The 17,872-nt window shown below is 74.3% G+C and carries 14 protein-coding genes; 5 read left to right on the forward strand and 9 right to left on the reverse strand.

Going from position 1 to position 17,872, the window contains the following annotated elements; all coding sequences use genetic code 11:
- Nucleotides 1–3: 3 nt before the first annotated feature.
- From STRNI_RS28685 to pgfA, 7 genes are all read right to left on the reverse strand, one after another.
- Nucleotides 4–945 carry a DMT family transporter gene (locus tag STRNI_RS28685; protein WP_277412277.1) on the reverse strand — a complete coding sequence of 314 codons (942 nt, stop codon included), beginning with the start codon at nt 943–945 and terminating at the stop codon, nt 4–6.
- On the reverse strand, nt 923–1,660 hold the full coding sequence (locus STRNI_RS28690) for a class I SAM-dependent methyltransferase (protein WP_277412278.1): 738 nt from the start codon (nt 1,658–1,660) through the stop codon (nt 923–925). Before STRNI_RS28690 ends, STRNI_RS28685 begins: the two co-directional genes overlap by 23 nt.
- Nucleotides 1,657–3,228, reverse strand: coding sequence for a condensation protein (locus tag STRNI_RS28695; protein WP_277412279.1), 1,572 nt, complete (start codon nt 3,226–3,228; stop codon nt 1,657–1,659). Before STRNI_RS28695 ends, STRNI_RS28690 begins: the two co-directional genes overlap by 4 nt.
- Nucleotides 3,225–7,760: an alpha-(1->3)-arabinofuranosyltransferase domain-containing protein gene (locus STRNI_RS28700; protein ID WP_277412280.1), complete on the reverse strand. Its 4,536-nt coding sequence runs from the start codon at nt 7,758–7,760 to the stop codon at nt 3,225–3,227. Before STRNI_RS28700 ends, STRNI_RS28695 begins: the two co-directional genes overlap by 4 nt.
- Nucleotides 7,757–8,482, reverse strand: coding sequence for a class I SAM-dependent methyltransferase (locus STRNI_RS28705; protein ID WP_277412281.1), 726 nt, complete (start codon nt 8,480–8,482; stop codon nt 7,757–7,759). The genes STRNI_RS28700 and STRNI_RS28705 overlap by 4 nt, the downstream gene beginning before the upstream one ends.
- A 7-nt stretch (nt 8,483–8,489) precedes the next feature.
- Nucleotides 8,490–9,659: a glycosyltransferase family 4 protein gene (locus STRNI_RS28710; RefSeq protein WP_277412282.1), complete on the reverse strand. Its 1,170-nt coding sequence runs from the start codon at nt 9,657–9,659 to the stop codon at nt 8,490–8,492.
- 278 nt (nt 9,660–9,937) lie between these two features.
- Nucleotides 9,938–10,936 (reverse strand): cell envelope lipid trafficking protein PgfA, encoded by a 999-nt coding sequence (gene pgfA, locus STRNI_RS28715; protein ID WP_274735430.1) that lies wholly within the window; start codon nt 10,934–10,936, stop codon nt 9,938–9,940.
- Nucleotides 10,937–11,215: 279 nt separating this feature from the next.
- On the opposite strand from pgfA, the gene STRNI_RS28720 reads away from it, so the two are divergent.
- Nucleotides 11,216–11,362 carry a hypothetical protein gene (locus tag STRNI_RS28720; RefSeq protein WP_018088079.1) on the forward strand — a complete coding sequence of 49 codons (147 nt, stop codon included), beginning with the start codon at nt 11,216–11,218 and terminating at the stop codon, nt 11,360–11,362.
- Nucleotides 11,363–11,406: 44 nt separating this feature from the next.
- The gene (locus tag STRNI_RS28725) at nt 11,407–12,639 is read left to right on the forward strand and encodes a PucR family transcriptional regulator (RefSeq protein WP_109889524.1); all 1,233 of its coding nucleotides are present in this window, start codon (nt 11,407–11,409) and stop codon (nt 12,637–12,639) included.
- Here the strand turns inward: STRNI_RS28725 and STRNI_RS28730 are convergent.
- A complete protein-coding gene (locus tag STRNI_RS28730; RefSeq protein WP_277412283.1) occupies nt 12,632–13,618 on the reverse strand; it encodes a TetR/AcrR family transcriptional regulator C-terminal domain-containing protein in 987 nt (328 codons plus the stop codon). The genes STRNI_RS28725 and STRNI_RS28730 overlap by 8 nt on opposite strands.
- Nucleotides 13,619–13,788: 170 nt before the next feature.
- Between STRNI_RS28730 and STRNI_RS28735 the strand changes: the two genes are divergently transcribed.
- Complete coding sequence (locus STRNI_RS28735; RefSeq protein WP_277412284.1) at nt 13,789–15,411, forward strand: MFS transporter; 1,623 nt, start codon at nt 13,789–13,791, stop codon at nt 15,409–15,411.
- A gap of 206 nt (nt 15,412–15,617) precedes the next feature.
- On the opposite strand, the gene STRNI_RS28740 is transcribed toward STRNI_RS28735, so the two are convergent.
- Nucleotides 15,618–16,049, reverse strand: a complete 432-nt coding sequence (locus STRNI_RS28740; protein WP_093644443.1) for a MarR family winged helix-turn-helix transcriptional regulator — start codon at nt 16,047–16,049, stop codon at nt 15,618–15,620.
- A gap of 88 nt (nt 16,050–16,137) precedes the next feature.
- On the opposite strand from STRNI_RS28740, the gene STRNI_RS28745 reads away from it, so the two are divergent.
- A complete protein-coding gene (locus STRNI_RS28745; protein WP_018088074.1) occupies nt 16,138–17,157 on the forward strand; it encodes an NADP-dependent oxidoreductase in 1,020 nt (339 codons plus the stop codon).
- 174 nt (nt 17,158–17,331) lie between these two features.
- Nucleotides 17,332–17,760: an organic hydroperoxide resistance protein gene (locus STRNI_RS28750; RefSeq protein ID WP_018088073.1), complete on the forward strand. Its 429-nt coding sequence runs from the start codon at nt 17,332–17,334 to the stop codon at nt 17,758–17,760.
- The last annotated feature ends 112 nt before the right edge of the window (nt 17,761–17,872 follow it).

The following is a 17,872-nucleotide window of genomic DNA, read 5'->3' on the forward strand; positions in this document are numbered from 1 at the left end:
GGCTCAACTCCGGTGGTGTGGTCGTGGGTTCGGGGCGGGCGGTTCATGGCGGGGCAGGGCGAGCAGGACCGCCACGGCGACGGCGGTTCCGCCCAGCCGCAGCGCCCGGCGCAGCGGATCGGCGGGCAGCGGCTCACCGAACGCCACGGTGCCGCAGACGACGGTGAACACACAGGTGACGGTGGTGCAGACGGGGACGATCACGGAGGCCCGGCAGCGCTGCAGGGCGGTCTGCGACAGCACCAGACCGGCCGCTCCGGTGACGAGCAGGAGGTACGGGTAGGGCGAGCGGAGCAGCCGCCCGGCGGCGGCCGGGATGTCATGGGTGGTCAGCATGCCGGCGACGCCCTTGATGGCCAGCGAGCTGACGCCGTAGAGCAGGCCGACGGCCACCCCGTAGGGGACACCCGCCGTCGGCAGCCGGTGGCGGCGCCGGGCCCGCCGCTCCGCCGAGCCGTACAGCAGCAGCCCGGCGGCCAGCGACGGCACCGCGATCAGCAGCAGGGTGCCGGGCGGCGCGGTGCGGGCGACGGCCCGTGCGTCCTCGCCCTGGAGTGAGGCGATGACCAGCGCCAGCGCGACCAGGATCGCCACGATGCTCTGCCGCTCCCGGCCGCTGGTCCGCTCGCCCAGCACCACCGAGGACAGCAGCAGCAAGAGCACCAGGCCCGAGACGAACAGGCCCTGGGCGGCGGCGAGCGGCAGGGTGCGGTAGACGGCGAGCTGGGCGGCGAAACCGGCGGCCAGGGCGAGCGAACCGGCCAGCCACAGCGGGCTGGACAGCAGATGGCCGACGACCCGGCCGGGCTGCCGGGTGCTCAGCGCGGGCAGCCCGGCCAGGGCGCGCTTCTCCAGCACGAAGCCGGTGCTGTACAGGACGTTGGCGAGCAGCGCGGACGCCACGCCCCACCACGGCACCGCGCTACCCCCTTCCCCGGCGGGCATGGGCGAGCAGGATGGAGGCCAGCGACGGGACATGGCATGCGGCGCGGTCCAAAGGGCGCAGCGGCCGCGGCACATCGTGATACGGCGCACCGGCGATCCGTACGGCCTCGAAACCGGATGCCGCGAGGAAGCCGCGCAGGGCACGGGCCGTGTAGAGCCGCAGATGGCCGACGACCTGGGTGCCTGGCCGGCCGTGGATACGGCGCATGCTCACCTCCGAGAAGACGGGCTGGACCCCGGCGAGCAGCAGCCCGCGGTTGTACCAGGCGGCGAGGTTGGGGGTGGAGAGCATCAGATGGCCGCCGGGGCGCAGGACCCGGCGCAGCTCGTCCAGGGCGGCATCGGGGTCGACGAGATGCTCGATGACCTCGCTGAAGAGGACGGCATCGGCGGAGCCGGAAGCGAACGGCAGCCCCCCGTCGGTGAGTTCGCCGCGTACCGCACAGGGGATCCGGGTCCGGGCGCGGCGCAGGGCGTCCTGCGACCAGTCGACGCCGACCAGGCGGTGTCCGGCGAGCACCTGGGCGGCGGTGGCCGCCGCCGAGCCGTCGCCGCAGCCGATGTCCAGGACGGTGGCGGCCGGGGCACCCTCGCGTACGGGCCCCAGGGCGCGGGCCAGCAGCCGGGCCTGCCGCCGGCTGCGGGCGGCGCCGGAGGCGACCGGGACGGCGGGGTTCTCGTAGAAGTCCCGCAGCGCGGCGGGGGGCCCGGTCACCGGGACGCTCCGGCCGTCGGGGGCGCGGTCCAGGCGGTGGCGGCGAGGGACGAGCGGAACAGCGCGCCGAGCCGGGCGCCGGCCGCGTCGTCCAGGAGGGCCGGGGACCAGCGCAGTGCCAGCTGGATCCGGCCGGCCACGGAGACGGTGGTGACGGTGAGCCCGCGCGGCATCCGGGCCGGGGCGGAGAACCACACCGCGGTCGGCCGGCCGGCGTCCCCGAAGTCCAGCGGGTAAGGAATCCGGCCGATGTTGGAGAGGAGGGTGGTGGAGGTCCAGGGCGCGGCGGCGGTGCGCAGCGCACGGGTCATCGCGCCCCGCAGCCGGACCGGAACGACGGGTGCCGTCAACACCGTTGCAGCAAGCCCGAGTTGACGTCCGGGAGGTGCGGCCTTGAGGGCGCGGGTGCGGGCGGCGGTGCGCCGCAGCAGCCGGGCCACCGCGTCCGGGTCGGGCGGATCGGCGGTGAGCGGCCCGGCGTCCAGCCGCTCCTCGGGTCCGAAGCCGACCGACACCAGCCGGGTGCCGTTGCCGAGGGGCATCTCGACGCCGCGCGGCCGGTCGTCGACGGGCATGGTGATGACGACGGGGGCGGCGGCCGGGGCGGCGGCCGTGCGGCGCGGGCCGGCCGGGGCGTGCAGCCGGTTCCAGCGGGCGACCATCAGCCAGGTGGCGACCAGGAGTTGGTCATTGACGGTGTACGGCGCCGTCGTCCGGCCGGGGGTGCGCGGCGGGCGGGCCGGGATCGGCAGCTCGGCCAGGAGCATGCTATTGCCGGACCGGCCGCCCTGTGGAGCGCGGCCGGGGTCGGCGGCGATACGGGCCGGCCGGGAGAAGCGCCGCCCGGCCCCCGGCGGGTCGTCGGCCTGCGGCCGCTCCGTACCGGGCCCGGTGGCGCGGACGGGCGACGGGCCGGGCGGGTTGTCGGCGCCGCCGTACAGCTCGGCGGCGGTGGCCAGCACCCGCAGACAGGACGGCCCGTCCAGTGCGGTGTGGTGGACGGTGAGGAGCAGCACGGTGCCGCCGCCCGCCTCCTCGATCACCTCCAGCCGTACGGGAGGCGAGGCGTCCAGCGGCGGACAGGTGTCGAGCGCGCGTCGCCGGGCGCGGGCCAGCGCATCGGGGCCGGGCGGCGGGAAGTCGACCGGGTCCACGTCCGGGGCGGCGGTGAGCTGCCAGATATAGCGGCGGTGCCACCAGCGGACCGGCGCCTGGCGCATCAGGATGCGCGGATGACGGGCGAGCGCCCGGTGGAACGCGGTGCGCAGCCGCGCGGGATCGACCCGGCCGGGGAGGTGCACCTCGATGTGCACGGTCTCCGGCTGGTCTTCGTCCGGACAGTGCCGGGAGATCTCGTCCACGACGGGGAAGGGGACGTGGGCGACGACGATGCCGCGGGTCTGCCTCCCCCCACCCCCGAACCCACCCCTCTCCCCCTCCCCCGAAGGGGGAGAGGGGGAGGGGGCGGGGGAGCGCTCGGCCGGGCCGTCGGACGGTTCGCCCCGCCCGTCGGGCGGTTCGTGCTGCCCGTCGGGCGGTTCGGGCCGGGCCGGTTGCAGTGCGGTCATCGGGTGGTGCCCTCTCCGCTGGTGTCGGTGGGCTGTACGGGGCCGCTGTCGGTCGGGCGTACGGGTCCGCTGTCGGTCGGCCGGTCGGGTCCGCTGCCGGTCGGCCGGGCGGGCCGGCTCGGCCGGGGCCGGTGCCGTTCGGCCCAGTCCGGGCCGGCGCCCGGTGTCCGTCCCCGGGCCACGATCGGACGCCCGGCGACGGCCGGACCTTCGTCACGGTCCCGCACCCGGCGCGGGAGCGGCGGTGGGGCGTGCTGGCCGGGCGGGTCGGATGGGTCAACTGCGTCGGACGGCCCCGACGGCCCGGACGCCCCTCTCCCCGCCCCGTCCAGATCCGCCCCCGACCCCTCCCCGGACACCGCCTGCCGCGACCCCCCGCCACCCCCAACGGTGACCACCGCCGCCGCCAGCGCGAGCAGTGCCAGGGCCTGTGCGGTGCCGCTGAACGCGCCCTCGCCGGCGGCATGGTGCTCGCCCGCCCCTAGGGCCGCGACGACTCCGGCGCTCACCATCGCCACCAGGGCCAGCGGGACGAGGAGGTGCGGCCGGAAGCGTGCCACCAGCGCCAGGGCCGGCACGATCAGGGCGTAGGGACCGGCGGCCAGGGCCAGCACCGCGGTCAGTGCCAGGGTGCCCAGGACCCAGGACGGGGCGGGTGGGGGCAGTGGCGCGGGCGGCGGGGTGCGGCGGGTGCGGCGGACGAGGGCGGAGACGGTCAGGAGCGCGACCCCGAGGGCACCGCCGGCCAGTCCCAGGTCGTAGGTGACGGCCGGGGCGTAGGAGAGCTCGATGGTCCCGCCGGCCCCGGCCGGGACGAGGAAGGCCTGCTGCCAGCCGTCGATCCGGAGCGGGGTCAGCCGCCGGCCGTTGAGCGTGGCCTGCCAGCCGTCGTTGGCGTTCTCGTACATCTGGAGATAGACGGCCCGGCCGGCGCCGACCGCGACGCTGCGGCGGTCCCCCGACCAGTCCTCGGCGGTGACCTTGCGGACTGGGGCGGCGGACTCCCGTGCCGGTCCGGCGCCCGTGGCACCCGTGTGCGCGGTGGTGCCGCGCCGCAGCGTCACCTCCGTCAGAGCCAGCGGCCCCTGGTCGCCCGCCTCCACCCGGTGGCGTCCGGAGGGCAGTTGCAGGCGTCCGTCACGGGCCGGGCCGGCGCACAACCGCACCTCGACCGGGCGGCGTTCGGTGAGGTCACGGACGTATCCGGCGGCCTCGGTGGCGTGCAGGACACCGTCGACGGCGAGCATCGGGCCCTGCCCGCAGCCGACCGAGAAGCGGGCGCCGGCGGCGGGCCGCGGGGTGCGGTACGAGTCGAGCGCGGGGAGGTGGATCTCGCTGAGTCCGACCGGGAGTTGGAGCGCCTGGCCGGCGACCGGGTTGTGGAGGGTCAGCGGTGCGACCTTGCTGATGGTGATGTCGAGGCGGTCGGTGGTGATCGGGTCGAAGCGGGCCTGGCCGTTCTCGTCGACGCCAGCGGTGGCCGCCCCGTCCGGCGAGTTGACCTGGATCTGCTCCGGCCGGGTGGAGATTCCGCCGGCCGCGGCCAGCACGATCTGGTCGATCTTCTTCCGGCCGGGCCAGCGCAGATGCAGGGTCGGCCGGTCGCCGGCGATCCAGGCGGTGGTCAGATCGCCGTCGACGAGGTTGCGGGGGCTGAGCGACCGGCCGGAGCCGAAGCTGGTGGAGTCGGCGGTGGCGGTGATCCGGTCCCGCTGTTCCGGCGCGACGCTGTCCAGGAGGCGGTCGAGTTCGGGGCCGGGAACCGCCAGCGCCTGACCGGAGATCCGGTAGGGAGCGGCGGCGCCGGTGCGGAACTGGCGGTGCAGCCCGGCCTCCGCGGAGACCGGGGAGAGGCCGCCCGGGTCGCTGCCGCGGTGCAGCGAGAGGATCTCGGCGGGCGCGTCGGACCGCTCGGCGTCGGTGGGGAGTTGCAGCAGCCGGGTGACCTGGACGCCGGGGACGGAGATCTCCCGGAAGCCGGCGCCGGAGAGCCCGGCGCGTGGGGTCTGCGAGCCGAGGATCGTCACCTTCAGCCAGGTCGCGCGTCCGGCCGGGGCCTTGACCCGCTGCGGCGTTCCGTCGGGGCGCAGGGTGTCCTGTGTGCTGCCGCGGTCGGTCTGCACCCGTACGGAGGTCGGGGCGGCGCGCAGTCCGTCGCCGGGCAGCGGGGTGAGGGACAGCGTGGACGGAAGGGTGGTGGGCCGGGTGAAGGCGATCCGGACCCACTGGCCGACGGGCTCCCCGGCGCTGCCTTCCGCCCAGGCGGTGTCCGGGTTGCCGTCGAAGGCGTTGACCGGGTCGTACTGCGGCAGGTGGAAGAGCCAGTTGCCGCTGCTGGAGGCGGTGACCGAGGACGCGCCACGGAGGACGGCGGTGGTCTGGTGGCCGGGTCCGGCGGTCGGCAGGATCTGCCGGGGCGGGCGGCCGGGGTCCTGGACGCTGTCGGGGTGGTTCCGCTCACCGGCGGTGTAGGTGTACGAGGTGTTGCTGTTGACCAGCCCGAAGCGGGTGTCGGCCCGGCGCAGGCCGTCGGCGGTCAGCTGGAGCGGCGGGGTGCCGAGTCCGGGGTGGCGGTCGCCGGTCAGCACGGTGGGGCGGTGGCGCAGGGCGGGGTCGGCGGACAGCTGGAGGAGGGCTTCGGGGCCGCCGCTGAGCTGTGCGGTGTCCGCGACGGCCCGGGTGGTGACCGGGCCGGGCCCGGGGGTGTCCGCGGGCCGGTAGATCTCGACGGCGCGCTGCCGCGGGTAGAGGCCCTGTACCTGGAGGGGCGCCCCGGAGGGGATCCGGCCGCCGGTGGTCAGCGGCCCGAAGGCGGCCGCCTTGCGGTAGCCGGACGCCTGCAGGGTGCGCTTGACGGTCTGCGGCGGGACGTATCCGATCTGGTCCGGGTCGAGATCGTTGCGTACGACCACGTCGTGCAGGCCGGCCCGGCCCAAGTAGTCGCGCAGTCCGGGGACCTGGGCGCCGGTGAGCAGCGCCTGTTCGACGGCGTCCAGGGCGCGGCGGGCGCCCGGGGTGCCGAACGGGACGAAGTCGCGCTGCGCCCAGGGGGAGGTGGCGAGGACGTCGAGCGGCTCGTCGATGGGGGAGCCCCAGGTGTAGAGGCCGTGCGCGGTCGCGGGGACGACCAGCGCGCGGCTGTGCGGGGAGTGCTTCTGGAGCCAGGCCGCGGCCCGTTCCCAGGAGGCGGGCAGCCGGGTGAAGGCGCCGGGCTGGAGGACGGTGCCGGTGAGGAAGGGCAGGGCGAGGGCGGGCAGTACGAGGAGCGCCGTCACCAGCGGGAGACGGCGGCGGGCGGGGATCCGGCGGGTGCCGCGGCGTTCGGTGGCGACCGCGAGCAGATGCGCCAGCCCCAGGGTGAGCGCCAGGGCCAGGCCGGGGGTGAATTTGTAGATGTTGCGGAACGGGCGCAGCCAGCCGTTGAGCCAGTCCTGCCACAGGCCGTGCAGCGGCCCGCCGAGCGCACCGCCGTACCCGGCCAGCGCGATCAGCGCCACGGCCAGCACGGTCAGCAGCAGCCAGCGGCGCTCGGGCAGATCACGGCGGGCGAGCCCGGCCAGGCCGAGCGCCGCGGCCAGCGCCGAACCGAGGACCGCGAACGGCCGGGCCGTCATGGTCCAGCCGGCCGGCAGCCAGGGTTCGCCGAAGTTGAGGTAGCCGACCCAGTTGCCGGCGCCGCGCAGCAGTTCGGTGGCGGACATGGTGCCGGTGGTGGTGTCGGCCTGCTCGATGAACGGCATGAAGTCCTCGCCGTGCAGGCCGAGCAGCAGCAGCGGCACCACCCACCAGGCGGTGGCCAGGACGACACCGGGCAGCCACCAGGCGAGCAGCTTGGTCCGGCGCGGCCCCGTACGGGAGAGCAGATACAGGCCGACGGGCAGCAGCGAGGCCAGTGTCGAGGCCGCGTTGACCCCGCCCATGAAGGGGATCAGCAGCGCCGAGCGGGTGGCCGCGATACGCGCACCGGCCTGCGCGTTGGTCAGCGGCAGCAGCACCCAGGGCAGCAGCGCGCCGGGCAGCGCGGCGGCGGAGGTGGAGCCGATGACGAGGGTGAAGGCCGGCCACAGGGCGTAGCAGGCGGCGGCCAGGAGCCGGGCCGGCGGGGTGCCGACACGGAGGCGTTCGGCCAGCCGCAGCGCACCCCAGAACGCGGCCGTGACGATCAGCGACATCCACAGCCGCTCGGCCAGCCACACCGGCACATGGGCGAGATCGGTCAGGCCGTAGTAGGGGAGGGTGGGGAAGGCATAGCCGATGTACTGGTCGGCGATACCGCCGAAGCCCGCCCGGTCGTGCCACAGCTGCCCGAGGTCGCCGAGGAACTTCCACGGGTCGGTGGTCACACCCAGCTTGGTCTCGAACGTCATCTTCCCCGGCGAGGGCGCGAGGAAGCCGGCCAGGGCGAGCGCCCAGAACGCGAACAGCCAGTGTCTGCGCCGGCGGTGGCCGGGTGGCGGGGCGGGGGCGGGCGTCGGCCGTCCCCCGGCGTCGGGCGATCCGGGGGACGGGAACGGCCTCAGGGTCTGGGTCATGGCAACCGCCGGAGGATGAGGAGGAGGTTCCAGGTGGCGACCTCCCGGACGCCCGGGAGGCGGGGGATGGCCTCGGCGAGGAACGGCGCGTAGCGGGAGCGGGCGGTGACCAGGCCGATGTCGTCGCGGGCCCGGACCTGGCGCAGGGTGCGGCCGATGTGCACGGCGAAGAGGTTGACGCCCAGGGTGTGTTTGGCCGCTCTCCCGGTGCGCCGCCGGTAGCGGGCGCGGGCCCGCTCGGCGCCCAAGTAGTGCCAGGGCGCGGTCTCATGGCCGCCCCAGGGGGAGAACCAGTTGGTGAAGGCGACGTAGATCAGCCCGCCGGGGCGGGTGACCCGGATCATCTCGCTCAGGAAGGTCTGCGGGTCGGCGACATGCTCCAGGACGTTGGAGGAGAAGCAGATGTCGACGGCGCCGTCGGCGAGCGGCAGCAGATAGCCGTCGGCGACCACCGCGCCCTCGGGGGGCGGGCCGTGCGCGGTCAACTCCGCCATATCGGGTTCGAAGAGCCAGCCCAGGGCGCCGCGGCGGCGGAACTCCGCGGTGAAGTAGCCGCTGCCGCCGCCGACATCGGCGACCACCGCGTCTCTCAGGGGTGCATACCGTTCGAGCTGGTCGGCGGCGTCCCGGGCGAGCAGCCGGTAGCAGTGCCCGGGGTCGGTCCGCTCCCGCAGGAAGGCGCGGAACAGGGTGTAGGACCTGCGCAGCGAGGGGTCGCGCACCGGGCCTTCACCGCCCGGAGAGCGGGTCGAGGACGGCCTCGGCGGCGACCGCCCGGAAGCTCTGGACCGTGTGGCTCCACCGGAAGCGGGCGGCACGCCGTTCGGCGGCGCGGCCCAGGGCGTCGCGGCGCCGGGCGCTGAGCGCGAGGGTGCACCAGTGCGCGGCGAACGCGCTCTCGCCGCGGGCCAGCAGCCCCGTGGTGCCGTCCTCGACGGAGTCCCGCAGGCCCGGGATGTCGAAGCCGACGGCGGGGGTGCGGCGGGCGGCGGCCTCCATCACCACCAGCCCCCAGCCCTCGACGAGCGAGGGGTGCAGCAACAGCCAGGCGGAACACAGCAGTTGATGCTTGCGCTCTTCGGAGACATGGCCGGTGAAGGTGACACCGGGCCCGGCCGCCGCGGCCAGCCGTGCGCGCTCCGGGCCGTCGCCGACGATCACCAGCCGGCCGCCGGTCACCGGCCGGACCCGCTCCCACAGCCGCAGCAGCAGATCGACGCGCTTGTACTCGACGAGCCGCCCCATGGCCAGGAACAGCGGTTCCGGCGCCTTGGGGGCCAGCGGTCCGGGCTCCGCCACGCCGTTGTACACCAGCCGGATGCGGCCCGGGGCGACACCGAGGCCGTGCAGCGCGGACGCGGTCGAGCCGGAGACCGCCACCATCAGACCGCGGCGGTGCGCCCCGGCCAGCGCCCAGTGCTCCAGACGGCGGCCGAGCCGGGCGGCGGGCCCCGGACAGCGCAGCCGCCACAGGTCCGTATGGACATGGTTGACCAGGCACAGCGTCGGACCGCGATGCCACAGCGGCGCCAGGTACGGCATGCCGTTGCAGACCTCGACCAGCAGGTCGCAGTCGCCGACCCGGCGCGCCAACTGGCGGGGCACCCGCAGGAAATGACCGGCGTCGCCGCCCGCGGACACCACCCGGTAGCCGCGGGCGGGGACACCACCCTGCGGCCCGCCGCACAGCAGGGTGACCTCGTGGCCGTGGGCGGCGAGGCCATCGGCGATCCGGTCCACCAGCAGCTCGGAGCCGCCGGCGGCGGGGTTGCCCAGATCGCGGCGGGCGAGGAAGACGATCCGGCGGGGGAAGGGCGGCCCCGCGCCGGGTGGCCCGGAGGCCGAGGGGGCGGGGGCGGGCGCCGCGAGGGGCGGGGACGGGCGCAGGTGCTGGGGCATGTGCGATCCAACTCGTCTCAGGGTGCGGTACCGGCGGTGGGGGACGTACTGCGTACTGAGTCGTGCGGGCCGTGCTGCATCATGCGGTGCCGTGGTCCTGCCGTGCGGCGGGGCGGAGCGGTGCTCGCGGCACTGTGCTGCGGTGAAGCGGACGTGCGCCGACCGAGGACCGGCCGGCTGCGTGTGGGGTGGACAGTTTTCGCCCGCGCCGTTCGCCGCGGCTACTCACCGGGGTGACAAAATCCGCCCCGATTTGGTCTGACGGTTCATCACTTCGCTCAGGACCGGCCGGCCGCCCGCCGCCCGCGCACCACCCACACCGCCCCGGCCGGCGCGAGCAGCCCGCCCGCCGCCGCGGCCGTGACCGGCAGCGTCCGGCCGACCAGCGCCAGCTTGTCGCTGTCCGCCCTCGCCAGCCGCACCTGCGCCCGCTGCGTCGCGGGCGTGAACTGCAACCGCTCGCCGCGCAGCAGTGTCACCGCGGTACGCCGGGCGCCGGGTGCCCGCAGCGTCTTGAGCGGCGAGAGCACGGCCTGCATGATCCGGCCGGTGCGCGGCTCGACGACCAGCTCGATACCGGAGTTGGCGTACCACTCCTCGGCCTGGATCTGGCCCTGGCCCGGCCGTCCGACGAGCCGGCCGGGGACCTGCCGGCTGCCGGTCCTGGTGGGCGGCACGGTCCCGGTGAAGCGGTAGCCCGGGTAGCCCTGGACCCGCTGCGTACCGGCGAAGCGGAGCGGGACGGCGGCGCCCAGGGTGTTGTCCCACCAGCGATAGCCCGTCTTCTGCACATCGAAGGGGAACTTGAGGTAGGCATCGCCGTCGAAACGGGTCGGGGCCTCCTCGCAGCAGTGCACCGGTGCGTTGCTGCGCCGGTCGGTGACCCAGCGCTCGGTGGTCCACTGGAATGCCCTGCGCGGGTCCTTCAGGGGCAGCGTCTGCGGGGTGTCGACCGTCGTGGAGACGTCCCACACGGCCCGGCCGCTCTTCTCGCTCGCCGCGACATCGCCCAGTACGTGCCGGGTGATGGTGATCCGCCGGCGGTCCCTGGTCTTCAGGGCCGCGGTGTCGAAGTAGCTGCCGTTGCCGGTGAAGACGGTGGTGACATCGACGTCGACCGGCGTGACCTTGGCCCGTGGCGTGACGTACCAGGCCAGCAGGGGTGCCAGGACCAGCAGAAAGACGCCGAGACCGAGGACGGCCAGCGACAGGGGCGAGGCGGTGCGGGCGGCGGGGGCCGCGGTGGGGGAGGGGGCGGGCTTGCCGGATACGGGCATACGGGCACTCCTGGAAGCGGTGGGGGAATCACGCTCTGGTGCACGTGCGGCGCCGCGGGGCGCCATGGGCCGGGAACGTAAGCGAACTCTTGACAGGGCGTCAATGCCCTTCCACACTCGGCAGGCACCACGACTCCAGTGGTGCCGCGCTGTGGGACGCGGCACCGGGCCGGCCGCCCAGGACCTGTCGTCAGGACCTGGAATCCGCGCCGTGTGCCGCGCCAACCTCGACGGAGACCGCCCGACGGGCTCCGGCATCGACGAAGGGCTCGCCGCGCCATGCACCGAACGCTCGCCGCCGCACTGACCGCGCTGACCGCCGCCCTCCTCGCCGTCGGCGTCGCGCTCGGCATCGTCGCCGCCCTGGACGCCACCCCCGAGCAGCCGAATGTGCCACTGGTGACCTTCGACCGGAGCGGTGAGTAGCGGGCGGGCCCGGGGAGGCGGGGCGTGCTGAGGAGGTCCGGGTCATGGTGACAGCCGTCCGCTCGGCCTGGCGGGAGGTCCCGCCCTACCAGGTACGGCAGTTCGCCGCCCTGGCACTGGAGGAGGTGCCGGCCCTGGCCCAGGACATCCTCCGGGAGATCCGCCGTGCATACCCTCAACTCCAGCTGGTTCCCGATGAGTTCGGGGAGCCCCGGGCGCTGGTGGGAATCCGCCAGTCGCTGGAGCACTTCGTCGCGCATCTGACCGCCGGCCCGGACCGGCCGCATGTCCACCCCCGGGTCTTCCAGGAGTTCGGCCGCGGCGAGGGCATCCAGGGCCGCAGCCTGGACGTCCTGCAGGCCGTCTACCGGCTCGGCGTCCGGCTGGCCTGGCGGCGGCTCGCCGAGATCGGCCAGCAGGTCGCGATCCCGGCGCCCGCGATGTACGAGCTCGCCGAGTCCGGCTACGAGTATCTGGACGGGCTGGTCGCCGAATCCGTACGCGGCTACGCCGAGGCCGCCGCCCGCCAGGCCGGTGAGCGGCTGCGGCTGCAACGGCGCCTGATGGAGCAGCTGTTCACGGGACCCGGCGGGCGGCGGCGCGGCGCGGGAGCGGCGGACGGGGTGCCGCCGGCCCTCGCCGAGCGCGCCGCCCGGATCGGCTGGCCGCTGCCCGAGCGGGTCGCGGTCGCGGTCCTGCTGCGGCCGGCCCGGGAGGCGGTCGCGCCCGCCGTCGCCCCGGACGTCCTGCTGGACATGGAGAGCGAACGGCCGCGGATGGTGGTGCCCGAGCCGGACGCCCCCGGGCGGCGCGAGCTGCTGGCCCGTGCGGCGGCCGGCTGGTCGGGCGCGATCGGGCCCGCCGTACCGCTGCTGGACGCCGCGAAATCGCTGCGCTGGGCCGGGGCCGCGGTCGATCTGACGGAGCGCGGACTGCTGCCGGCCGGCGAGCTGCTGCAGTGCACCGAGCACACCGAGGCGTTGGTCCTGCTGCCGCCGGAGGAGCTGATCGAGGACCTCACCCGCCGCCGCCTCGCCCCGCTGGACAGCTGCGGCCCGGCCCATGGCCGGCGGCTCGCGGAGACCCTGCTCGCCTGGCTGGAGACCCGCGGCGGCGCCCCCGAGGTGGCCGCCCGGCTCGGCGTCCATCCGCAGACCGTGCGCTACCGGCTGCGCCAGATAAGGGAGTTATGGGGCGCGGAGATCGACGACCCGGACCGCCGCTTCGAACTGGAGCTGGTGTTACGGGCCCGGCGGCTGCGCGGGGAGCTCAGCTGACCCCGCCGGAGTCCGCCGCCCGGCGCTCCACCAGCGCCGCCATCCCGTCCAGGAGACGGGCCAGCCCGAACTCGAACAGCGACGTCAGCGTCACCACGTCCTCGTCGTGCCCCGCGATCCCCCCGTACATCGGATAGGAGCCCGAGGTGAGGATGCCCTCGAAAACCGGCTCCATGGACGCCATCCACTGGTTCTGGTTCATCCCGGTCTCCTGCTCGGCCTCCAGATCGTCCTCGAAGCCGGCGGCGGTGGCGCGCACATAGTTCAGCAGCGTGACGGCCATATGGATCAGCGTCACCGGGTCCAGGCCCGTCACCCGCGCCATGGTCCACTCGATGAGCGCCATCGCCCGCGGCATCGGCTGCGGCCGGGTGATCGACAGATAGTGCGCCAGCCACGGATGCCGCTGGTAGAGCTCCCATTGCAGCCGTGCGCCCGCCTCCACCCGTGCGCGCCAGCCGTCCGGCGCCGGGTCGGGAAGCTCGATGTCGCGGAACGCGGCGTCCGCCATCAGCACCACCAGCTCGTCCTTGTTGGCCACATGGCGGTAGAGCGCCATCGAGGACACCCCGAACTCGGCGGCGACCCGGCGCATCGACAGCGCCCGCAGCCCCTCGGCGTCGGCAATCTTGAGACCGGCCCGTACGACGCTCTCGCGGCTCAGCCCGCTGTCCGTCTCGCGCGGCCGTCGCTCCCGCGGGAGTCCGGAGTGCGCGGCCCGCTGCGGTTGGGGCTGCGACTGCGACTGCGACTGTGGCTGCGGCTCGGCGACCACCGTGCCGACGCCCGGTACGGCGCGGACCAGGCCCTCCTGCCTCAGCGTGGTGAGCACCTTGGTGGCGGTCGCCATCGCCACCCCCCACTCCTGGGTGATCCGCCGGGTCGACGGCACCCGGTCGCCCGGCGTGAGTTCACCGGTGCCGATGCGGCGCCGGATCTCGTCGACGATCCGGCGGTAGGGCGGCGCTGACTGCTCCACGGGGTGACCTCCGTACTAGTGCACCAGGGGAATTTCGCTGTCCGTGAGGGTAGCAATGCCTGGCCTCACCAGGCATTGCACTAGCCAGGTGCACTAGTGTGATGCACCTCTAACTCCCTTACCAGCCCTGCTGTTTGCACCGTAAGCCCACCCTGCTTACCGTGTCACCCATGTCGTTTACTGCGTATACAACCCCGCCACCGGCCGGCCGCCGGGAGTGGACCGCCCTGGCCGTCCTCCTGCTGCCCTGCCTTCTCGTCTCCATGGACGTCTCGGTGCTCTACTTCGCGGTGCCGTTCCTGACCGCGGAACTGGAGCCCAGCAGCGTCCAGCAACTGTGGATCCTGGACGTCTACGGCTTCGTCCTGGCGGGCCTGTTGATCACCATGGGCGCGCTGGGTGACCGCATCGGCCGCCGCAAGCTGCTGCTGTCCGGCGCCCTCCTCTTCGGCCTCGCCTCCGGGGTCGCCGCCTATGCGCAGAGCGCGGAAATGCTCATCGCCGCCCGGGCGTTGCTCGGCATCGGCGGCGCCACCCTGATGCCGTCCACGCTCGCGCTGATCCGCAACCTCTTCCACGACGCCAAGCAGCGCGGCAAGGCCGTCGCGATCTGGTCGTCGGCGATGATGGGCGGCATCGCGGTCGGCCCGGTGCTCAGCGGGGTGCTGCTGGAGCACTTCTGGTGGGGTGCGGTGTTCCTGATCAACGCCCCGGCGATGGTGCTGCTGCTGGTCTGCGGGCCGCTGCTGCTGCCGGAGTTCAAGAACCCGGCGGCCGGGCGCTTCGATCTGCCCGGCTCGCTGCTGTCGCTGCTCGCGATGCTGCCGATGGTCTACGGGATCAAGGAGATCGCCCGCGACGGCCTGGCGCCGCTGCCCCTCCTCGCCCTCGCCGCCGGTCTGCTGGCCGCCGCGGCCTTCGTGTACCGCCAGCGCACCGCCCGGCATCCGATGCTCGACCTGGAGCTGTTCCGTCACCGCGGGTTCAGTGTCTCGGTGCTGATGAACCTGCTGGCGATGTTCGCGGTGGTCGGCTGCGCGGTCTTCTTCACCCAGTACCTGCAGACCGTACGGGGGATGAGCCCCATGGAGGCGGCGCTGTGGAATCTGCTGCCGACCCTCGCGGTGGGCGGGATGGCACCGGCGGCCGCCGGACTCGCCCAGCGGATGGACCGGGCCTATGTCATCGCCCTGGGATTCGTCATCGCGGCCGGCGGCTTCGTCTGGCTGTCCTGGCTGGAACCGGGCTCGGCCCTGTGGTTCGTCCTGGTGGCCTCCTCGGTCTACGCCTCGGGCCTGGTGATGGTGATGTCACTCGGCAACGAACTGGCCATCGGCCTCGCCCCGCCCGAGCGCGCCGGTTCCGCCTCGGCGCTGCTGGAGTCCGGCACCGAACTGGGCGGCGCGCTGGGCATGGCCATCCTGGGCAGCATCGGGAGCGCGGTCTACCGCGCGGACATGGCCGATGCCCTGCCCGCCGGCCTCCCGTCGGACGCCGCCGACGCGGCCCGCGAAACCCTGGCCGGCGCCGCCGCGGTGGCCGCCGAACTCCCGGGCCGGGCGGGCGAGGCACTGCTGACCGCGGCCCGGTCCGCCTTCACCGACGGCCTCCAGACGGCCGTCCTGGGCGCCGCGGGCGTGATGGCCTGCGCCGCGGTACTGGCGCTGGCGCTGCTGCGGGGGCTGCGGACACCCGGGGCTGAGGGGCAGCCGGACGCCGCCGGGGCGGCCGGTGCACCGCCGCCGGCCGCCGAACCTGCGGGGGTGAAGACGGCTGGTACGGCGGCGTCTTAGGGGGCGGGCTGGTGCGGCGGCGTCCTGGGGGGTGGCGGGCTGGTGCGGCGGCGACCCAGGGGGCGGGCTGGTGCGGCGGCGACCCAGGGGGCGGGCCGGTGCGACGGCGACCTAGGAAACGCCCGCCGCTGCCACCACCTGCCGGGCGGCTGCCGACGCGCCCTGCGACGCGCCCGCTGACGCGCCCGGCGACGAGCCCGCCCGGCTCACTCGGGGGCGACGCCCAGCATCCGCTGCAGCAGCTCCTTCAGCAGCGTCCGCTCGGCCACCGTCAGCCGGCCGAGGGGTTCGCGCGCGAAGTCCAGGGACGTCCGCAGCGCCGCGGCCGTGTGTGCGCCCTCCTCGGTCGGGGCGGCGAGCTTGACGCGGCGGTCGGCCGGATCGGGGCGGCGCTCGACCAGGCCGCGGGATTCCAGGCGGTCCACGATGCCGGTGATGTTCGACGGCTCGCACTTCAGGCGCTGGGCGACCTTCCGCATGGGCAGCGGCTCCAGCGAGAGCAGGCTGAGCACCCTGGCCTGCGCGCCGGTGAGGGAGTGCTCGGCCGCGGCCTGCTCATACTCCTCGTAGTAGCGGGCGACGACGGTGCCGATGAGGTCGACGACCTCGACGGTCAGGGAGTCTGCGCGGGGGGTCATGCACACGAGGATACCCATTTACTTGACAACATGAAATATCGAGGAGCATGGTTGTTTCAGCACCTGAAGCATTAGGAGGATCGCGCTTATGTCCGCACTGCCCACGACCAGCCGCGAATGGCACCTCGTCGCCCGCCCCCACGGCTGGCCCACCCCGGAGGACTTCGCGCTGCGCGAGGCCGCGGTGCCCGAGGTCGGCGAGGGCCAGATCCTCGTCCGTACGCAGCACTTCTCCGTCGACCCGTACATGCGCGGCCGGATGAACGATGTGAAGTCCTACGTCCCGCCCTTCCAGCTCGACCAGCCGATGGAGGGCGGCGCGGTCGGCGAGGTCATCGCCTCGCGCGCCGACTCCATCGCCGTCGGTGACCATGTCCTGCACGGCCTCGGCTGGCGTGAGTACGCGGTCCTGGACGCCAAGCGCGCCGCCAAGGTGGACCCGTCGCTGGCTCCGCTCACCGCCTACCTCGGTGTGCTGGGCATGCCCGGCCTGACCGCGTACGCGGGCCTGCTGGAGGTGGCGTCCTTCAAGGAGGGCGACGCCGTCTTCGTGTCCGGCGCGGCCGGTGCGGTGGGCAGCGAGGTCGGCCAGATCGCCAAGCTCAAGGGCGCCTCCCGGGTCATCGGCTCCGCCGGTTCCGACGAGAAGGTCAAGCTCCTGGTGGAGGAGTACGGCTTCGACGCCGCCTTCAACTACAAGAACGGCGACGTCAACAAGCAGCTCAAGGAGGCCGCCCCCGACGGTATCGACGTCTACTTCGACAACGTCGGCGGCGACCACCTCGAAGCGGCCATCAGTTCCCTCAACGTCCATGGCCGTGCCGCCATTTGCGGCATGATCTCGATGTACAACGCCACGGAGCCGAGCCCCGCGCCCCGCAACCTCGCGATGGTGATCGGCAAGCGCCTGCGCCTCCAGGGCCTGCTGGTCAGCGACCACTCCGCCCTGCAGCCGCAGTTCGTCGAGGAGGTCTCCGCCTGGATCCGCTCCGGCGAACTCAAGTACAGCGAGACCAAGATCTCCGGCATCGAAAACGGCGTCGAGGCCTTCCTGGGCCTGCTGCGCGGCGAGAACACCGGAAAGATGATCGTGAGCCTGGAGGGCTGACAGCAGTCCCGAACGGCAACCGGGTTGGGGGAGGGGTGGGGTGGGGCGGGGGAAGCCGGAGGACCGTGTACCTCCCCCCACCCCACCCCACCCCCTTGCCCCTCCCGTTAGGCTCGGCGGCACGCCGTCGTGATCCGTGGGCGCGAGTCGCGGCGAACCACAGGAGGATTCGGTATGTCCATCCAGACCGTCGACGTCGTCTACACCGCCGTCGCCACCGCTGAGAACGGCCGTGACGGCCGCGTCGCCAGCGACGACGGCAAGCTCGATGTGGTCGTCAACCCGCCCAAGGAGCAGGGCGGCAGCGGCGCCGGCACCAACCCCGAGCAGCTCTTCGCGGCCGGTTACAGCGCCTGCTTCCAGGGCGCGCTCAGCGTCGTCGCCCGCCGGGAGAACGCCGATGTCTCCGGCTCCCGGGTGACCGCCAAGGTCGGCATCGGCAAGACCCCGGACGGGGGCTTCGGCCTCACGGTCGAGATCGCCGTCTCGATCCCGCAGGTCGACGCGGCCACCGCCCAGGACCTCGTGGAGAAGGCGCACCAGGTGTGCCCGTACTCCCACGCCACCCGCGGCAACATCGAGGTCAAGCTGACCGTCGTCTGACACGCGGCGTCACCGGCGCCACGGGCCTTTCCGAAGGGGCCGCATCCCGCGACGGGGTGCGGCCCCTGCGCTGTCCGCGGCGCGGTGCTGCCGGCCCTGTGTACGGACTCAA

This window comes from Streptomyces nigrescens (genome assembly GCF_027626975.1).
Taxonomy (GTDB): Bacteria; Actinomycetota; Actinomycetes; order Streptomycetales; family Streptomycetaceae; genus Streptomyces; species Streptomyces nigrescens.

Excerpts from the sequence above, each read along its gene's own strand:
- STRNI_RS28685 (WP_277412277.1), bottom strand. The coding sequence starts at position 945 with ATGCCCGCCGGGGAAGGGGGTAGCGCGGTGCCGTGGTGGGGCGTGGCG.
- STRNI_RS28695 (WP_277412279.1), bottom strand. The coding sequence starts at position 3,228 with ATGACCGCACTGCAACCGGCCCGGCCCGAACCGCCCGACGGGCAGCAC.
- STRNI_RS28700 (WP_277412280.1), bottom strand. The coding sequence starts at position 7,760 with ATGACCCAGACCCTGAGGCCGTTCCCGTCCCCCGGATCGCCCGACGCC.
- STRNI_RS28710 (WP_277412282.1), bottom strand. The coding sequence starts at position 9,659 with ATGCCCCAGCACCTGCGCCCGTCCCCGCCCCTCGCGGCGCCCGCCCCC.
- pgfA (WP_274735430.1), bottom strand. The coding sequence starts at position 10,936 with ATGCCCGTATCCGGCAAGCCCGCCCCCTCCCCCACCGCGGCCCCCGCC.
- STRNI_RS28720 (WP_018088079.1), top strand. The coding sequence starts at position 11,216 with ATGCACCGAACGCTCGCCGCCGCACTGACCGCGCTGACCGCCGCCCTC.
- STRNI_RS28725 (WP_109889524.1), top strand. The coding sequence starts at position 11,407 with ATGGTGACAGCCGTCCGCTCGGCCTGGCGGGAGGTCCCGCCCTACCAG.
- STRNI_RS28735 (WP_277412284.1), top strand. The coding sequence starts at position 13,789 with ATGTCGTTTACTGCGTATACAACCCCGCCACCGGCCGGCCGCCGGGAG.
- STRNI_RS28740 (WP_093644443.1), bottom strand. The coding sequence starts at position 16,049 with ATGACCCCCCGCGCAGACTCCCTGACCGTCGAGGTCGTCGACCTCATC.
- STRNI_RS28745 (WP_018088074.1), top strand. The coding sequence starts at position 16,138 with ATGTCCGCACTGCCCACGACCAGCCGCGAATGGCACCTCGTCGCCCGC.
- STRNI_RS28750 (WP_018088073.1), top strand. The coding sequence starts at position 17,332 with ATGTCCATCCAGACCGTCGACGTCGTCTACACCGCCGTCGCCACCGCT.